The sequence below is a fragment of the Streptomyces sp. S07_1.15 genome (assembly GCF_020739505.1).
Classification (GTDB): domain Bacteria; phylum Actinomycetota; class Actinomycetes; order Streptomycetales; family Streptomycetaceae; genus Streptomyces; species Streptomyces xinghaiensis.
Genome location: NZ_JAJBZK010000001.1, coordinates 553,021 through 570,468, shown reverse-complemented (window position 1 = coordinate 570,468; position 17,448 = coordinate 553,021). Strand labels below are relative to the sequence as shown.

4 protein-coding genes are annotated in these 17,448 nt (G+C 74.3%); all 4 read left to right on the top strand.

Going from position 1 to position 17,448, the window contains the following annotated elements; all coding sequences use genetic code 11:
- The first annotated feature begins 1,228 nt into the window (after positions 1-1,228).
- Positions 1,229-2,224, top strand: a complete 996-nt coding sequence (locus tag LIX60_RS02430) for a ParB/RepB/Spo0J family partition protein (protein WP_227956980.1) — start codon at positions 1,229-1,231, stop codon at positions 2,222-2,224.
- A 684-nt stretch (positions 2,225-2,908) separates the two neighbouring features.
- Positions 2,909-4,870, top strand: coding sequence for an ABC transporter ATP-binding protein (locus LIX60_RS02425; RefSeq protein ID WP_227962587.1), 1,962 nt, complete (start codon positions 2,909-2,911; stop codon positions 4,868-4,870).
- An 87-nt stretch (positions 4,871-4,957) separates the two neighbouring features.
- Positions 4,958-12,802: a non-ribosomal peptide synthetase gene (locus LIX60_RS02420; RefSeq protein ID WP_227956979.1), complete on the top strand. Its 7,845-nt coding sequence runs from the start codon at positions 4,958-4,960 to the stop codon at positions 12,800-12,802.
- A complete protein-coding gene (locus tag LIX60_RS31680; RefSeq protein WP_308101075.1) occupies positions 12,799-17,439 on the top strand; it encodes a non-ribosomal peptide synthetase in 4,641 nt (1,546 codons plus the stop codon). Before LIX60_RS02420 ends, LIX60_RS31680 begins: the two co-directional genes overlap by 4 nt.
- Positions 17,440-17,448 lie beyond the last annotated feature (9 nt).

Below are 17,448 nucleotides of genomic sequence, written 5' to 3'. Positions count from 1 at the left end.
GGTGCTGCCGTGCCCGCTTTCCGGCTCCGGACCCGCGGTCGCCGGACCCGCGCCCGGCACGCCCGGGAGGGCCGTAACCGGAATCTCCGGAACCCCCGGTGCCACCGCTGCGCGGTGGCCGTCACACGGACGCTCCCGCCGCCGCACGCCCCGCCCGCAGCCCGGTCCGGCCGCTGCGCGGTTCCCGTTCCTCCGGGCGGCCGCGGGCGTCGGGCACCTGCGCCCTTCCGGGGGGAGCGCGTACGGGAGTGTGAGAACACGGGGAGGAATTCCGAATTCCGCCCTGCTCCTCCTCCCCGGGGCGGAGTGCGGGCGGCGCGGAATACGCGGGCGCGGCGGTTTGTCAGCTCCGGCGGAAATTTACCCGTGCGGAAAGGGAGACAGGCTGTTCCGCTCCGCCGGTTCGATACCGCTGTGCCGGCCGGCGGCCGTCGCGGGGCCCGGGCGGAGCGCGCCGGGGCGCGTGCCCCGGGGACACCTCCCGGGCGGGGGCGGCGCGTTCCCGGTGGAGCGGCGCGCCGGCAGGGGCGCCGGGGCGGGGACCGATAGGGGTCGGTAGGGGGTGCCCGGCCCTCCGGGGGCTCCGTGGATGAGGGGTACCAGGCCGGATAGGGCGTTGTTAGGGTGAGCGTGCTCCGCTCGGGGAAAACGTTCCGCTTCACGGGGACGGAAACGAGCTGAGGGGAAAGGAATGGGGGATGAACACCGGCGGGAGGAATTCCGCCGCGGAGCAGTGGGCGACTTCGCGAACACCGTGACCGGCGGTGTGGGGAAAGCATTTCCGCACACCCCGGTACCGCCGGAGAACCAGCGGTCCGGCCGCCGGAGCGCGCACCGCGTTCCCGGTCCCGGCGGACGGCCGGCGGCGGAGGACGGACGCGGCGCCCGCCGCGGTGGCGATACGGAAACGGAATCCATGGCGGCAGCAGGGCCGGCCGGTGCCGACCGGTGGCCGGGGGAGAGGGCGGACGGGATGCCCGTCCCGCGAGCGGCGTACCGGTGACCGGCGGACTCCGTACCGGGACCTGCCGGTTCCGGCCATGGCCGGGCGGGGCGGGCCCGCGGAAGCCGCGCCCCGCCGGGAGCCGGGGACGCCGTCCGGCGGCGGAACGGCGGGGCGGCTGCGCCGCCGCCCCGCGGCCGGAGGGAGGCCCCCGCGATGCGGTGTGCGTCCGGTGGGCCGGCGGACCCGCGCACGGGTGAGATCGCAACACGAGGGGGAGTTGGGTTGGCACTGACCGGGCACGCGCAGATCGACCAACTGATGGTCGTCGAAGTCGAGATCAGCTCGCTGTCGACGGCCGGCTCGCCGCGGACCTCCGGAGCGGATCCGGAGCACGTGGAAACGCTGGCGGAGGTGCAGACCCCGCTGCCGCCCATCACCGTGCACCGCTCGACGATGCGGGTCATCGACGGGCTGCACCGGGTACGAGCCGCCGAACTCCGGGGGCAGCGCAAGATCGCGGCAAGGTTCTTCGAGGGGGACGAGGCCGATGCCTTCGTCCTCGCCGTGGAATCCAACGTCACCCACGGTCTGCCGCTGACGACGGCGGACCGGAAGCGCGCGGCCGGGCGCATCATCGCCTCGCATCCGCAGTGGTCGGACCGGATGATCGCCTCGGTCACCGGCATCGCTCCCGGAACGGTCGCGGAGATCCGCAGGCGCCGGCCCGGGGGCCGGGCCGGCGAGGTGAGCCGTATCGGGCAGGACGGCCGGGTCCGCCCGGTCAACGGGACCGAGGGCCGCAGGCTGGCCAGCCGGCTCATCGCCCAGGACCCGAGCCTGTCGCTCCGTCAGGTCGCGCGGGCCGCGTCCATCTCCCCGGAGACGGTCCGCGACGTCCGGAACCGGATGATGCGCGGCGAGGATCCGCTGCCGGGCCCGCGGCGCGGGAACAGGAAGCGGGCGAACGGCGCGGAGGTCCCGGCCGCGGGCCGGGGCGGACTCCGCCCCGCCGCGGTGGCCTGCCGGAACCCGGTCCAGGACCGTGCGGCGGTCCTGGACCGGCTCCGGGCGGATCCGGCGCTGCGGTTCAGCGAGACCGGGCGCACCTTGCTCCGGCTGCTCACCGTCCACATGATGAGTCCCGAGGAGTGGGACGCGATCATCGACAAGGTTCCGCCGCACTGCGGTGGCGTCGTGGCCCGGCTGGCGGGCGAATGCGCCGAGATGTGGGCGGAGTTCGCCCAGCGGGTCGAGCGCAAGGTCGCCGAGACGGCCTAGCCGTCCGGGTGTCCGAGTGAAAAGTCTGCCCGGTTGGACGGCGGGGGGGGGCGGGCATCCGGCCGGGCGGTCCGCCCGGCGGCTCCGCCCACCGGCGGCTCCGCCCGTCCAGCGGGCGGGACTTGCACCAATTCCAGGGCTCTGAAAAAGTCCCTCAGCGCGGCGCCGTCCACGGCGCACCACCGTCTTCCGGTTGCTTCGCCGGCGGAATTCCCTCCGCCCCACGGAAAAGCGCAATGTGCGGCATCCGGCACTCCGGGCCGATAGTGGTCCGGAGGGAATGCGCGGCCGTTCCTGATCTGCGGTCCGGCCGGTCACACCCGTTCCTCTTTTCGCCGGCGCGGTAAGGGCCCTGTCCATCCCGTCTTGTTCTTCCGGCCCGTCAGACATACCTGGCCGACAGTAAATGCAGAACGGTATGGTCCTCGTGCGGTGGGAACCGATGGAAGCAATTGATCGCTGTGTTGTAACCGGCCCCGTTCCGGGCCGCCGTCTCCGCAAACCGCAGGCCCGCGGACCATTCCGTGACATGGCAGCCAAGAGAGCAGAAGAGCCGACGCAGGAGGTTTCCGTCGCGTGTTGATAACCCAAGGTCCTGGTGGCCCCACTGTCGGGGGGCCGCATTCCGCCGCGGCGCAGAAACAGACGCTCCGGCCGGGGACCGTGCGCAGGGCGCTGGCCTATATGAGGCCGCACCGGAGTGCGCTGTTCCTGCTGCTGGCCGTCACCGCGGTGGATTCCCTCATCATCGTGTCCACACCGCTGCTGCTGAAGAAGATCATCGATGACGGCATCCTCAGGGACGACATGGCCGTGGTCACGACCATCGCCCTCGTCGTCGCCGGACTCGCCGTCGTCGACGCCTTCGCGCAGCTCGGGCAGAGCTACATCTCCGGGCGCATCGGACAGGGCGTCAGCCACGATCTGCGGGTCGAGACGTTCAAGCACGTCCAGCGGCAGCCGATGGCGTTCTTCACCCGGACCCAGATCGGTCTGCTCGCCAGCCGGCTGAACGGTGACGTCATGCTGGCCCAGCAGGCTCTCAGCACCCTGCTGACCTCGGCGACCAGCGTGCTGACCGTGGTCCTCGTACTCGCCGAGATGTTCTATCTGTCCTGGCTCATCAGCCTGATCGCCGTGGGCATGCTGCCGCTGTTCGTCATCCCCGGCATCTACGTCGGACGGCGCCTCCAGCGCTACTCCCGCGAGCAGATGCAGGCCAATGGCGAGCTGGGCGGCATCATCAGCGAACGCTTCAACGCGGGCGGCGCCATGCTCGCCAAGCTCTACGGCCGCCCGCGCGAGGAGGCGGACGCCTTCGAGACCCGGGCGCGCACCGTGCGCGAGGTCGGCGTGGTCTGGACGGTCTACAGCCGGCTGTCGTTCATCTTCATGGCGCTGCTCGCCTCGCTCACCACCGCGCTCGTCTACGGCGTCGGCGGCGGCCTGGTCCTGAACGACGTCTTCCAGATCGGCACACTGGTGGCCCTGGCCGCTCTGCTCGGCCGGCTCTACGGACCGATCACCCAGCTCTCCGCCATGCAGTCCAACGCGCTGACCGCGATGGTCAGTTTCGACCGGCTCTTCGAGATCCTCGACCTCAAACCGCTCATCGAGGAGAGCCCGGACGCCGTCGCCCTGCCCGCGCCGGACGGCGGGCCCGCGCCGGAGATCGAGTTCGAGGGGGTGTCGTTCCGGTATCCGCGCGCCGGCGACGTCTCCCTGGTCTCCCTGGAGTCCAGCGCGCTCTCCCCGGCCGAGCGGGAGAAGGAGACGGCGGAAGTCCTCCACGACCTCGGCTTCCGGGCGCCGGCCGGCAAGCTCACCGCCCTCGTCGGCCCGTCGGGCGGCGGCAAGACGACCACCACCCACCTGGTGTCCCGGCTCTACGACCCGACCTCGGGCACCGTCCGCATCGACGGCCACGACCTGCGCGACGTCACCCTCGACTCACTGCGCGACGTTGTGGGCGTGGTCAGCCAGGACGCCCACTTCTACCACGACACGATCCGGGCGAACCTCCTCTACGCCCGGCCCGAGGCCACCGAGCGGGAACTGCTCGACGCCTGCCGGTCCGCGCGGATCGGCGACCTCGTCGCCTCGCTCCCGAGCGGCCTCGACACCGTGGTCGGCGACCGCGGATACCGGCTCTCGGGCGGGGAGAAGCAGCGGCTCGCCCTGGCCAGACTGCTGCTGAAGGCCCCCTCCGTCGTGGTGCTCGACGAGGCCACCGCGCACCTGGACTCCGAGTCCGAGGCGGCCATCCAGCGGGCGCTGACCACCGCGCTGCGCAACCGGACCTCGCTGGTCATCGCCCACCGGCTGTCCACCATCCGCGAGGCCGACCAGATCCTCGTCATCGACGGGGGCCGGGTGCGCGAGAGCGGGACGCACGAGGAACTGCTGGCGGAGGGCGGCCTCTACGCCGAGCTCTACCACACGCAGTTCAACCGGCCGGGCCCCAACGGCACCGGCCCCGACGGCGGGGGACACGCCCACGAGGCGCTGGTTCCCGCACCGGTTCCCGGGGACGGCGACCTCGCGGCACGTCAGCCGGTCGTCGGAGGGTCCCTCGCCCTGGGCGGAACCGTGCCGCCGGGGGCCGGCGGCGACCTCGTCGTCCGCCGCCATTCCGAAGAGCACTAGCGCCTTCCGGCCGCAGGGCGGGCGGAAGGCGCCGACGACCGGCGAAGACCGACGAAAAGCAGCGGGCACCCGCTGAAGGGGGAAATGATGAACGGCCAGGAGGGTTCCACCCTGCCCCTGTCCGAATGCCAGCAGGGAATCTGGCTGGCACAGCGGATAGAGAGCTCACGAGGGCTTTATCACATCGGGCAGCACATCGAAATCCTCGGCCCCCTGGACACCCGGGTCTTCGAACTCGCGGTGCGCCGGGCCGTCGAGGAAACCGACATCCTGCGGGTGCGTTTCGTGGAGGATTCCGCGGGCCGGATTTCCCAGTGGATCGGCCCTCCGCCGGAATGGCACATGCCGGTCGTCGACCTCAGCGGGGAAAAGGATCCGTGGCAGGCCGCCGGGACATGGATGCGCGGCGAGCTGGGCCGGGTGAACGATCCCACCGAGGGCGGACTCTTCACTCATGCGTTGCTCACACTCGCGGCCGACCGCCATGTCTGGTATCAGCGCTACAACCATCTGCTGATGGACGGTTTCGCCTGTTCCCTGATGGGGCGGCGCGTCGCCGGCCTCTACACGGCGATGCTGCGCGGAGAGCCGTTACGGGCACCCGGATACGCCCCGCTCGGCGAACTGCTGGCTCAGGAATCGGCCTACCGTGCGTCCGAGCAGTGCGCACGCGACCGGCAGTACTGGCACGACCGCTTCGCCGACCGCCCGGATCCGGCAGCCGTTCCCGGCCACCGGCCGGCCGCCGCCCCCGGCGGCGTCGTCCGTGCCACGGGCCATCTGCCGCCCCCCGTGGTGGCGGCCCTGCACGCGGCCGCGGCCGGCGCGAAGGTGAGCTGGCCCCGGTTCCTCGTCGCCGCGGTGGCGGCCTTCACCAGCCGGATGACCGGTGCGGACGAGGCCGTGCTCAGCATCCCCGTCGCCGGGCGCACGAGCGCCCAGGCGCGGCGGACCCCCTGCACGATGGCGAACATGCTGCCGTTCCGGCTCCCCGCCGGCCCCTCGGCGAACCCGGCCGAACTGGCCCGGGAGGCGGAGCGGGAGGCCACCGGGCTCCTCGGGCACCAGCGCTTCCGGGGTGAGCGGCTGCGCCAGGAGCTCGACTGGCCGAGCGGGGGCCGGTGGCACTTCGGTCCCTCCGTGAACATCCTGCCCCTCGGCGCCAACCTGCGTTTCGGGGAGTGCCGGGGGATCGTCCGCGACCTGTCGAGCCGGCGCGTCGAGGAAGTGGGCGTGGTGGTCAGCGGCTGGTCGGACGACCGGGGCATGGCGGTGGCCCTGGAGGCCAACGCGGCGCACTACGACGAGGACTGGGCGCGTGCGGGCCACCGGTCCCTTCTCTCGTTCATGGAGCGGGTGGTCGCGGACCCGTCGGTGCCGGTGGGCCGGATCGGTGTACTGGACGCGGCCGGACACGGGCGGATCGTCGAGGGCTGGAGTGCGACGGCGGGTGAGCCGCCGGGGCTGCCGGTGCCGGAGCTGGTCGCGGGGCGGGTGCGGGAGGCGCCGGGCGCGGTCGCTGTGGTGGACGGTGAACGGTCGCTGACGTACCGCGAGTTGGACGAGGCGGCGGGGCGTGTGGCGGCGCTTCTCTCCGGTTCGGGTGTGGGGCGTGGTGAGCGTGTCGCGGTGGTGATGGAGCGGTCGGCGGATCTGTTGGTGGCGTTGCTGGGGGTGTGGAAGGCCGGTGCGGCGTATGTGCCGGTGGATGCGGGTTCTCCGGTGGAGCGGGTGGCGTTCGTGTTGGATGACGCGGCTCCGGTGGTGGTGCTGTGCACGGAGGCGACGCGGGATGCGGTGCCGGAGGACGCCGCCGTGCGGGTGCTGGTGCTGGACGACGCGGCTGTGGTGTCCGAACTGGCCGCCGTGGAGGTGCCGTTGTCCGTCCCCGTGAGTGCCGGGGATGTGGCGTATGTGATGTATACGTCGGGTTCGACGGGGGTGCCGAAGGGTGTGGCGGTGCCGCACGGTGGCGTGGCGGCGCTGGTCGGCGAAGCCGGCTGGTCGGTCGGGCGGGATGACGCGGTGCTGATGCACGCCCCGCACGCCTTCGACGTATCACTGTTCGAAGTGTGGGTGCCGCTGGCCGCGGGTGCGCGGGTGGTGGTCGCCGAACCGGGCGCGGTCGAGGCCGCACGGCTGCGGGAGGGCGTCGCCGGTGACGGGCTGACGGCGGTGCACCTGACAGCCGGTTCGTTCCGCGTCCTCGCGGCCGAGGCGCCGGAGTGTTTCCGGGGACTGCGCCAGGTGCTGACCGGCGGTGACGTCGTGCCGCCGGAGGCGGTGGCCCGGGTGCGGGAGGCGTGCCCGGAGGTGTCCGTCCGTCATCTGTACGGGCCGACGGAGACCACGCTGTGTGCGACCTGGCACGAGTTGCGTCCGGGTGACGTGCTGGGGGAGGTGCTGCCGATCGGCCGCCCGCTGCCCGGCCGGCGCACCTTCGTCCTCGACGCCTTCCTCCAGCCCGTGCCGCCCGGTGCGGTGGGGGAGCTGTACATCGCCGGGCCCGGCCTCGCCCGGGGCTACTGGAACCGGCCGGGCCCCACGGCCGAGCGGTTCCTCGCCTGCCCGTTCCTCCCCGGCGAGCGGATGTACCGCACCGGCGACCTGGTCCGCTGGACCGGCACCGGCGAGCTTCTCTTCGTGGGCCGCACGGACGGCCAGGTCAAGCTGCGCGGGTTCCGGGTGGAGCCGGGCGAGGTGGAGGCGGCCCTGGCCACCCACCCGGCCGTCGCGCAGGCGGTGGTGGTGGCCCGCGAGGACCGTCCGGGCGAGCGCCGCCTGGTCGGCTACGTCGTCCCGGACGGAACCGGCACCTCGGCCGGAACCGCAGCCCCCGACCCGCGGGCCGTGCGCGAGCATGCCGCCGGCATCCTGCCGGAGTACATGGTCCCGGCCGCCGTCCTCGTCCTGGACGCGCTCCCCGTCACCGCCAACGGCAAGGTGGACCGCAGGGCGCTGCCCGCCCCGGACTTCGCCGAACGCGTCTCCGGCCGTGCGCCCCGGACCGCCGCCGAGGAGACGCTGTGCCGGCTCTTCGCCGAGGTGCTCGACCTCGAACGGGTGGGCCCCGACGACAACTTCTTCGACCTGGGCGGCGACTCGATCATGGCGATGCAGCTCGCCGCCCGCGCCCGCCGCGCGGACCTGCTCTTCAAGCCGCAGGACGTGTTCGAGCACGAGACCCCCGCCGGCCTGGCGGCGGTGGCCGCCGCCGGGCCGCTCCCCGCGGAGTCCGGGCCCGCCGGCGGCCACCGTGCGGGCGCCGGCTCGCTCCTGGCGTCCCTGCGCCCCGGCGAACTCGACGACCTGCGGGCCAGGGTGCCGGGCCTGGTGGACGTCTGGCCGCTGTCACCGCTGCAGGAGGGCATGCTCTTCCACGCCACCTCCCACGACCGGGGCCCGGACGTGTACACGAGCCGGCGCACGCTGGCGCTGGACGGGCCGCTGGACACGGAACGGCTCCGGGCGTCCTGGCAGACGCTGCTGGACCGGCACGAGGTGCTGCGCGCCGGTTTCCACCGGCGCGAGTCCGGAGAGACCGTGCAGGTCATCGCCCGGGACGTGGCGCTGCCCTGGCGGGAGGCCGACCTGTCGCACCTCCCGGAGGACGCCGCCCGGGAGGAACTCGCGCGGCTCGCCCGCGCCGAGCGGGCGGAACGTTTCGACCTCGCGGCTGCGCCGCTGCTGCGGCTCCTGCTGGTCCGACTCGGCGCGGACCGGTACCGCCAGATCATCACCGCCCACCACACGCTCATCGACGGCTGGTCCATGTCCGTCCTCTTCACCGAGCTGGCCGAGGTGTACGCGGCCGGCGGCGACGGGCGGGCGCTGCCGGCACCGGCCTCGTACCGGGAGTACCTGGCCTGGCTGGAACGGCAGGACCGGGACGCGGCACGGGAGGCCTGGCGGGCGGAGCTCGCGGACACGGCGGAGCCGACCCTGGTGGCCCCCGAGGACCGGGTGAGCACACCGGTGCTGCCGGAGCCGGTGTCCTTCGAGTTCACCGAGGAGCTCACCCGCGGCGTGACGGAGCTGGCCCGCACCCACGGGGTGACCGTGAACACCGTCATGCAGGCCGCCTGGGCCCTGGTGCTGGCACGTCTGGTGGGGCGCACCGACGTGGTGTTCGGCACCACGGTGGCCGGCCGTCCCGCGGACCTGCCCGGGGCCGAGTCGGCGGTCGGCCCTTTCATCAACACCCTGCCGGTGAGGGTCGGACTGGTGCCGGAACAGCCCGTCGCGGAGCTGCTGGCCGACCTCCGGGACCGGCAGGTGGCGCAGATGGGCCGCCAGTTCACCGGGCTCCGGGAGATCCGCCGGCTCGCCGGCCCCGGCGCCGTCTTCGACACGCTCGTCGTGTACGAGAACCTGCCCCGGACGGCACGGGGCACCGCCTCCCCGGCCATCCGTCCCGTCGGCGAGCCCACGGACATGGGCCACTTCCCGCTGGCGCTGATCGTGGTGCCCGACGAGCGGCTGCGCGGCCACCTCGTCCACCGCCCGGACGCGGTCGGGCGGGGCCGTGCCCGGGAACTGGTCTCCTGGCTGACGCGGGTGCTGGAACGGATGACGGCGGACCCGGCGTCCCCGGTGGGCCGGGTCGGCGTCCTGGACACGGCGGAGCGCGCCCTCGTCCTGGACGCGTGGAATCCCCCGGCCACGGCGGAACCGGACGCGCCGGCACCGGAGCTGTTCGCCCGTGCGGCCGCGGCCGTGCCCGGCGCCGTGGCGGTCGAGGACGGCCGCCGCTCCCTGACCTACCGCGAACTCTCGGCGGAGGCCGGGCGCCTGGCGCGCCACCTGGCCGGCGCGGGCGTGGGCCCGGAGACCCGGGTCGGCGTCATCGCGGACCGTTCGGCGGAACTCGTCACGGCCCTGCTGGCGATCTCCCTGGCGGGCGGCGTCTACGTGCCCATGGCCCCGGCCCACCCCCCGGCCCGGCTGCGCCTGATGCTGGACGACGTCGCCCCGCCGGTGCTCCTGTGCACCCGGGACACCCGCGCCGTGGTGCCGGAGGCGTTCCCCGGCCGCATCGTGGTCCTCGGCGAGGCCGGCGCCGGCAGCGCGGAGACCGGGCGTACCGGCGGTGACGGCCCGGACGCCTGGCGTCCGCCACGGCTGAGCCCGGCGAACGCGGCCTACGTGATCCACACCTCCGGGTCGACCGGAACCCCCAAGGGCGTGGTCACCTCCCACCGCGGCCTGGCCAACCTCGTGGCCGTCCACATCGAGCGGTACGCCCTCGGCACCGGCAGCCGGGTGCTGCAACTGCTCTCGCCCGGCTTCGACGTCTCGATGGCCGACATCTGGCCGGTGCTGTGCGCGGGCGGGCGGCTGGTGCTGGCCCCGCCGGGACGGCTCCACGCGACCGGTGAGGAACTGGTCCGGCTGATGCGCGACCGCCGGATCACCCGCGTCGCGATGACCCCGACCCTGCTGGCACAGCTCCCCCCGGAGGACCTGCCCGACCTGCGCACGCTGGTCCTCGGCGGCGAACCCGCGCCCGAGGACGTGCGCCGGCGCTGGGCGGCCGGCCGGGAGATGTACAACGAGTACGGGGTCACCGAGGCGACCGTCACCTCCACCCTGGACCGGACCCCGGACGGCCCCGGCACGCCGCCGATCGGCCGCCCCGTCGGCAACACCCGGGCCTATGTGCTCGACGGCTTCCTGCAGCCCGTACCGCCGGGCACGGCGGGCGAGCTGTACCTCGCGGGCGCCGGCCTGGCCCGCGGCTACCTGGGGCGGGCGCGGCTGACGGCCGAGCGGTTCGTCGCCTGCCCGTTCGCCCCCGGGGAGCGGATGTACCGCACCGGCGACCTCGCGCACTGGACCGCCGACGGCCGGCTCGTCTACGCCGGCCGCGCCGACGCCCAGGTGAAGGTCCGCGGCTTCCGCGTGGAACTCGGCGAGATCGAGGCGGCCCTCTCCGCTCACCCGGCCGTCGAACGGGCCGTGGTCGTGGCCCGCGAGGACCGTCCGGGCGAGCGCCGCCTCGTCGGCTACGCGGTCCCGTACGGGGACGCGGTGGACGGGCAGTCCCTGCGCGAGCACCTCGCCGGGACACTCCCGGAGTACATGGTGCCCGCGGCCGTGGTGACCCTGGACGCGCTGCCGGTCACCGGCCACGGAAAGATCGACACGAAGGCCCTGCCCGCCCCGGACCTCACCGGGAACACCTCCGGACGGGCACCGGAAAGCCACGCCGAGACGATCCTGTGCGCGCTGTTCGCCGAGGTGCTGGGAGCCGGGCGGGTCGGACCCGACGACAACTTCTTCCGGCTCGGCGGGGACTCGATCACCTCGATGCAGCTGGTGAGCCGCGCCCGGCGCGAGGACGTGCTCTTCACCTCCCAGGACGTGTTCGAGCACGAGACCCCCGCGGCACTCGCGGCGATCGCCCGGTTCGGCGACCGTGCCGGGGCCGGCCCGGACCACGGCGTCGGCGAGGTGGAGTGGACCCCCGTCATGCGGCAGCTCGGTGAGCGGGTGACCGGCGGCGCGTTCGCCCAGTGGGTGGTGCTCGGGTCCCCGGCCGGGCTGCGGCAGGATGCCCTGGTGGCCGCCGTGGCCGCGGTCGTCGACACCCACGCCATGCTGCGCCTCCGCGTGCTCCCGGGCGGGGGCGGGCCGCGCCTGCTGACCGGCGAACCCGGATCGGCCGACGCCGCGGGCCTGGTCACGCGCGTGGACGCCGCCGGGATCGCGGCCTCCGGCCTGGACGCGCTCGCCGGACGGGTGGCGCGCGACGCGGCGGCGCGCCTGGACCCCCGGGCCGGGACGGTGTTCCGGGTGGTGTGGGCGGACGCCGGACCGGAGCGGACCGGCCGGCTCGTGCTGGTGGCGCACCACCTCTCCGTGGACGGCGTGTCCTGGCGCATCCTCGCCCCCGACCTGCGGGCCGCGTACGAGGCGGCCGAGGCCGGCCGGAAACCGGAACCCGAACCCGTCGCCACCTCCTTCCGGCGATGGGCCGGCCTGCTCGCCGCCCAGGCCGCCCAACCGGCCCGGACCGCCGAACTGGCGTCCTGGACCGCCCTCCTCGACGGCGTCCGGCCGCCCCGCGGCATCGGTGCGCCGGACCCCGTACGGGACACCGCCGCGACGGTGCGCCGCCGGACCCGGGTGGTGCCCCCGCGGCAGGCGCGGACTCTGGTGAGCCGCGCCCCGGCGGTCTTCCACTGCGGTGTGCACGACATCCTGCTCGCCGCCCTCGCCGCCGCCGTCGCCCACTGGCGGCAGGACACCGGCACCGCGCTGCTCGTCGACGTCGAGGGCCACGGGCGCGAGCCGCTCGACGGCACCGACGTGCTGCGCACCGTGGGCTGGTTCACCGGCGTCCACCCCGTGCGGCTGGACACCTCCGGCACCGACCCCTCCGAAGTGGCGGCCGGCGGCCCGGCGGCCGGCGCGCTGCTGAAGGCGGTCAAGGAACAGACGCGGGCCGTGCCCGGGGACGGACTCGGCTACGGGCTGCTGCGCCACCTCAACCCCGCCACCGGACCGGTGCTGGCCGGACTGCCGAGCCCCCGGATCGGCTTCAACTACCTGGGCCGCTTCCCGGCCGGCGCCCGGCCCGATGCGGTGAAACCGTGGCAGATGGCCGGCGAGACGGCGATCGGGGGCTCCGCCGACCCCGGCATGCCGGCCGTGCACGCCCTCGAAGCCGGAGCGGCCGTCCGGGACACCACCGACGGCCCCGAACTCGTCATCACGCTGAGCCGGCCCGCGGCCCTGCTGGACGACGCCTCGGCGGACCGGCTGGGACGGCTCTGGCTGGACATGCTCGCCGGGCTGGCCGCTCACGCCGTCGACCCCGGAGCGGGCGGGCACACCCCCTCCGACTTCCCGCTCCTCGACCTCGCACAGGACGAGGTCGAGCAATTCGAAGCGATAGCAGCCCAGCTCGAAGGAGGTCTGTCGCTGTGAACGCACCGGCCGCGGCCCAAGGGTCCGCACTCGCGGAGGTCTGGCCCCTCTCGCCCCTGCAGGAAGGGCTGCTGTTCCACGCCGACTTCGACGCCCACGGGCCCGACGTCTACACCGTGCAGACGGTCCTGGCCATCGGCGGAACCCTGGACGCCCGCCGCTTCCGCGCCGCCTGGGAGACGGTGGTGGCCCGGCACGCCGCGCTCCGCGCGAGCTTCCACCGGCGCAGGACCGGCGAAGCGGTGCAGATCATCCCCCGGGAGGTGACCCTGCCCTGGCAGGAGGCCGACCTGTCGGACCTGACCGCCGCCGACGCGGAGGCCCGGGTCCGGCGGCTGGCCGGGAGCGAGCGCGCCCGCCGGATCGACCCGGCGGTGGCACCGCTGCTGCGGCTGCTCCTCGTCCGGCTCGGAGAGGACCGGCACCGCCTGGTGATGACCAGCCACCACCTGCTGATGGACGGCTGGTCCATGCCTCTGCTGCTCAATGAGCTCACCGCCGTCTACGCGGCCGGTGACCGGGCGGACCGGCCGGCGCACCCGGCCTCGTACCGCGAATACCTGGCGTGGCTCGGCCGGCAGGACAAGGAGACGGCCCGGAACGCCTGGCGGACGGAACTGGCCGGGGCCGACGAGCCGACGCTGGTCGCCGGGCCGGGGAACACGGCCCGGGTCGGGGCGCCCCCCAGAAGAAACGCGTTCTGGATCCCGGAGAAGACGGCCGGTGCCATCGGGGACCTGGCCCGCCGACACGGGCTGACGGTGAACACCGTGCTCCAGGGCGCCTGGGCCCTGGTGCTCGCCCGGCTCACCGGCCGGACCGACGTGGTGTTCGGCGCCACCGTCGCCGGGCGGCCCCCGGAACTCCCGCGCGTCGCATCGATGATCGGGCTGTTCATCAACACCCTGCCCGTCCGGGTCCGGCTCGACGGCTCCCGGTCCCTGCTGGAACTCCTCACCCGGGTGCAGGAGCACCAGTCCGCGCTCATGCCCCACCAGCACCTCGGGCTCGCGGAGATCCAGGGCCTCGCCGGTCCCGGCGCCGTCTTCGACACGCTCATGGTCTACGAGAACTACCCGCGCCCGCCCGCCGCGGAATCCGCCACGGCCGAGACCCTCACGCTCACCGTGGCCGAAGCCCGCCAGGCCACCCACTACCCGCTGACGGTCGGCGTCCTGCCCGGTGAACGCTTCCGCGTGGACGTGACCTACCGGCCGGACCTCGTCGGTGAGGAGATCGGCGAGGCGGTGGGCGGATGGCTCGTGCGGATCCTGGAACAGATGGCCGCGGACCCGTCGGTGCCGGTGGCACGGCTGGACCTGCTGCCCGCGGACGCACGCGGGCCGGTGCTGGAGGACTGGAGTGCGACGGCGGGTGAGCCGCCGGGGGTGCCGGTGCCGGAGCTGGTCGCGGGGCGGGTGCGGGAGGCGCCGGGCGCGGTGGCGGTGGTGGACGGTGAACGGTCGCTGACGTACCGCGAGTTGGACGAGGCGGCGGGGCGTGTGGCGGCGTTTCTCTCCTCGCTGGGTGTGGGGCGTGGCGATCGCGTTGCGGTGGTGATGGAGCGGTCGGCGGATCTGCTGGTGGCGCTGCTGGGGGTGTGGAAGGCCGGGGCGGCGTATGTGCCGGTGGACGCCGGTACTCCGGTGGAGCGGGTGGCGTTCGTGCTGGAGGACGCGGCTCCGGTGGTGGTGTTGTGCACGGAGGCGACGCGGGGCGCGGTGCCGGAGGACGCCGCCGTGCGGGTGCTGGTCCTGGATGCCCCGGCTGTGGCGGTCGAACTGGCCGCCGTGGAGGTGCCGTTGTCCGTCCCCGTGGGTGCCGGGGATGTGGCGTATGTGATGTATACGTCGGGTTCGACGGGGGTGCCGAAGGGTGTGGCGGTGCCGCACGGTGGCGTGGCGGCGCTGGTCGGCGAAGCCGGCTGGTCGGTCGGGCGGGATGACGCGGTGCTGATGCACGCCCCGCACGCCTTCGACGTATCGCTGTTCGAAGTGTGGGTGCCCCTTGCCGCCGGAGGCCGTGTGGTCGTGGCGGAGCCCGGTGTGGTGGACGCCCAGCAGGTGCGGCAGCACATAGCCGGTGGTGTGACCGCGTTGCATGTGACGGCTGGTTCGTTCCGGGTGCTGGCGGAGGAGTCCCCGGAGTGTTTCCGCGGTCTGCGTCAGGTGCTGACGGGTGGTGACGTGGTGCCGGTCGCCGCGGTGGCGCGGGTGCGGGAGGCGTGCCCGGAGGTTTCGGTGCGTCATCTGTACGGGCCGACGGAGACGACGCTGTGCGCGACCTGGTACGCGTTGCGTCCCGGGGACGTGCTGGGGGAGGTGCTGCCGATCGGCCGCCCGCTGCCGGGGCGGCGGGTGTTCGTGCTGGACGCCTTCCTCCACCCGGTGCCGCCGGGTGTGACGGGTGAACTGTACGTAGCCGGTGCGGGATTGGCGCGCGGTTACTGGGACCGGCCGGGCCCGACGGCCGAGCGGTTCGTGGCCTGCCCGTTCCTCCCTGGGGAGCGGATGTACCGCACCGGCGACCTGGTGCGCTGGACCGGCACCGGGGATCTCCTCTTCGCCGGCCGCGCCGATACGCAGGTGAAGATCCGGGGCTACCGGATCGAACTCGGCGAGGTGGAGGCCGTACTGGCCGCCCACCCGGGCGTCGCCCAGGCCGTGGTGGTGGCCCGTGACGACGGCCCGGGCGAGCGCCGCCTGGTCGGCTATGTGGTGCCCGAGGGGCCCGAGGGCGTGGACCCGCAGGCCGTGCGCGAGCAGGCCGCCGCGGTGCTGCCGGAGTACATGGTCCCCGCCGCCGTCCTCGTCCTGGACACCCTGCCCGTGACCCGTAACGGCAAGGTCGACCGAGCAGCGCTGCCCGCCCCGGACTTCACCGAACGGGTCTCCGGCCGTGAGCCGTGGACGGTGGCGGAGGAGACGCTGTGCCGGCTCTTCGCGGAGGTGCTGGGTGTGGAGCGGGTCGGCGTCGAGGACAGTTTCTTCGCGCTCGGCGGTGACTCGATCATGTCGATGCAGCTGGCTGCCCGTGCCCGCCGCGTGGACCTGCTTTTCAAGGCCCAGGACGTCTTCGAGCACGAGACCCCCGCCGGACTGGCCGCCGTCGCCCACAGCGCGGCCCGGGAAGCCTCCGCACCCGGCGCGGACACGGACACGGGCGCCGGCGAGGTGCCCTGGACACCGGTGATGCGCGAGCTGGGCGAGCACGCCGTCCGGCCGAAGCTGACGCAGTGGATGACCGTCGGAGCACCGGCGGGCCTCGAACATGACGCTCTGGTGAGCGCCCTGAACGCGGTCGCCGACACCCACGGCATGCTCCGCGCCGCGGTCGTGCCGGGCGAGGCGGGGCCGCGCCTGGTCGTCGGGGAACGCGGCTCGGTGGACTCGGCCGAACGGATCGGCCGGGTGGACGCCACCGGGGCGGCGGACGGCGACCTGGACGGCATCGCGGGCCGCGCCGCTCGGGAGGCCGCCGAAGGACTGGACCCCTCGGCGGGCGTGCTGTTCCGGGTGGTGTGGGTGGACGCCGGCCCCGACCGCCCCGGCCGGCTCGCGCTGGCGGCGCACCACCTCGCGGTCGACGGCGTCTCCTGGCGCATCCTGCTGCCCGACCTGGAAGCCGCGTACGAGGCGGTCGCGGCCGGGCGGAAGCCGCAACTCGATCCGGTGCCGACCTCGTTCCGGCGGTGGGCCCGCCTGCTGGCCGAGCAGGCGGTCTCGGAGGAGCGGACCGCCGAACTGGAGGAGTGGGCCGCACTTCTCGGTGAGCCCGAGGTCCCGCTGGGGCACTCCCCGCTGGACCCGGTGCGGGACACCGCCGCGACGGTGCGCCGCCGCTCGTGGACGGTGCCCGCGGGACCGGCGCGGGCCCTGGTGAACAGGACACCGGCGGTGTTCCACTGCGGGGTGGACGAGGTGCTGCTGGCCGCCCTGGCCGGAGCCGTCGCGCACTGGCGGGGCGGCGACGCCTCCGGGCTGCTCGTCGACATCGAGGGGCACGGCCGCGAACCGGTCGGAGACGCCGATCCCGCCCGCACGGTGGGCTGGTTCACCGGCGTGCACCCCGTCCGGCTGGAGCTGTCCGCGGTCCGGACGGCCGAGGTGCCGGCGGGCGGACCGGCGGCCGGTGAGCTGCTGAAGACGGTCAAGGAGCAGGCGCGGGCCGTACCGGGCGACGGACTCGGCCACGGGCTGCTGCGCCACCTCAACCCCGGCACCGGTCCCGCCCTGGCCGCCCTGCCCCGCCCGCAGGTCGGCTTCAACTACCTTGGCCGGTTCGCCGGCACCGGGACCGGCGGGACAGCCGCCTGGCAGCCGTCCGGTGACGCGGCCCTCGGCGGCTCCGTGGACCCGGACATGCCCGTTCTGCACGCCGTCGAGGCGGGCGCGGTCGTCCGGGACACCCCCGCCGGGCCGGAGCTGACCCTCACCCTGAGCCGGCCCGCCGCGCTGCTGGACGACGCCTCGGCCGACCGGCTGGGCCGGCTCTGGCTGGACATGCTCGCCGGGCTGGCCGCGCACACCGCCGACCCGGCCGCGGGCGGGCACACCGCCTCCGACTTCCCCCTTCTCGACCTGGCCCAGGACGAGGTGGACGAACTCGAGGCCGGGTTCGCCGACGACCTTTCGTAACCGCTCGCA

Coding starts and splice junctions, on each gene's coding strand:
- LIX60_RS02425 (WP_227962587.1), top strand. CDS start 2,909: ATGAGGCCGCACCGGAGTGCGCTGTTCCTGCTGCTGGCCGTCACCGCG.
- LIX60_RS02420 (WP_227956979.1), top strand. CDS start 4,958: ATGAACGGCCAGGAGGGTTCCACCCTGCCCCTGTCCGAATGCCAGCAG.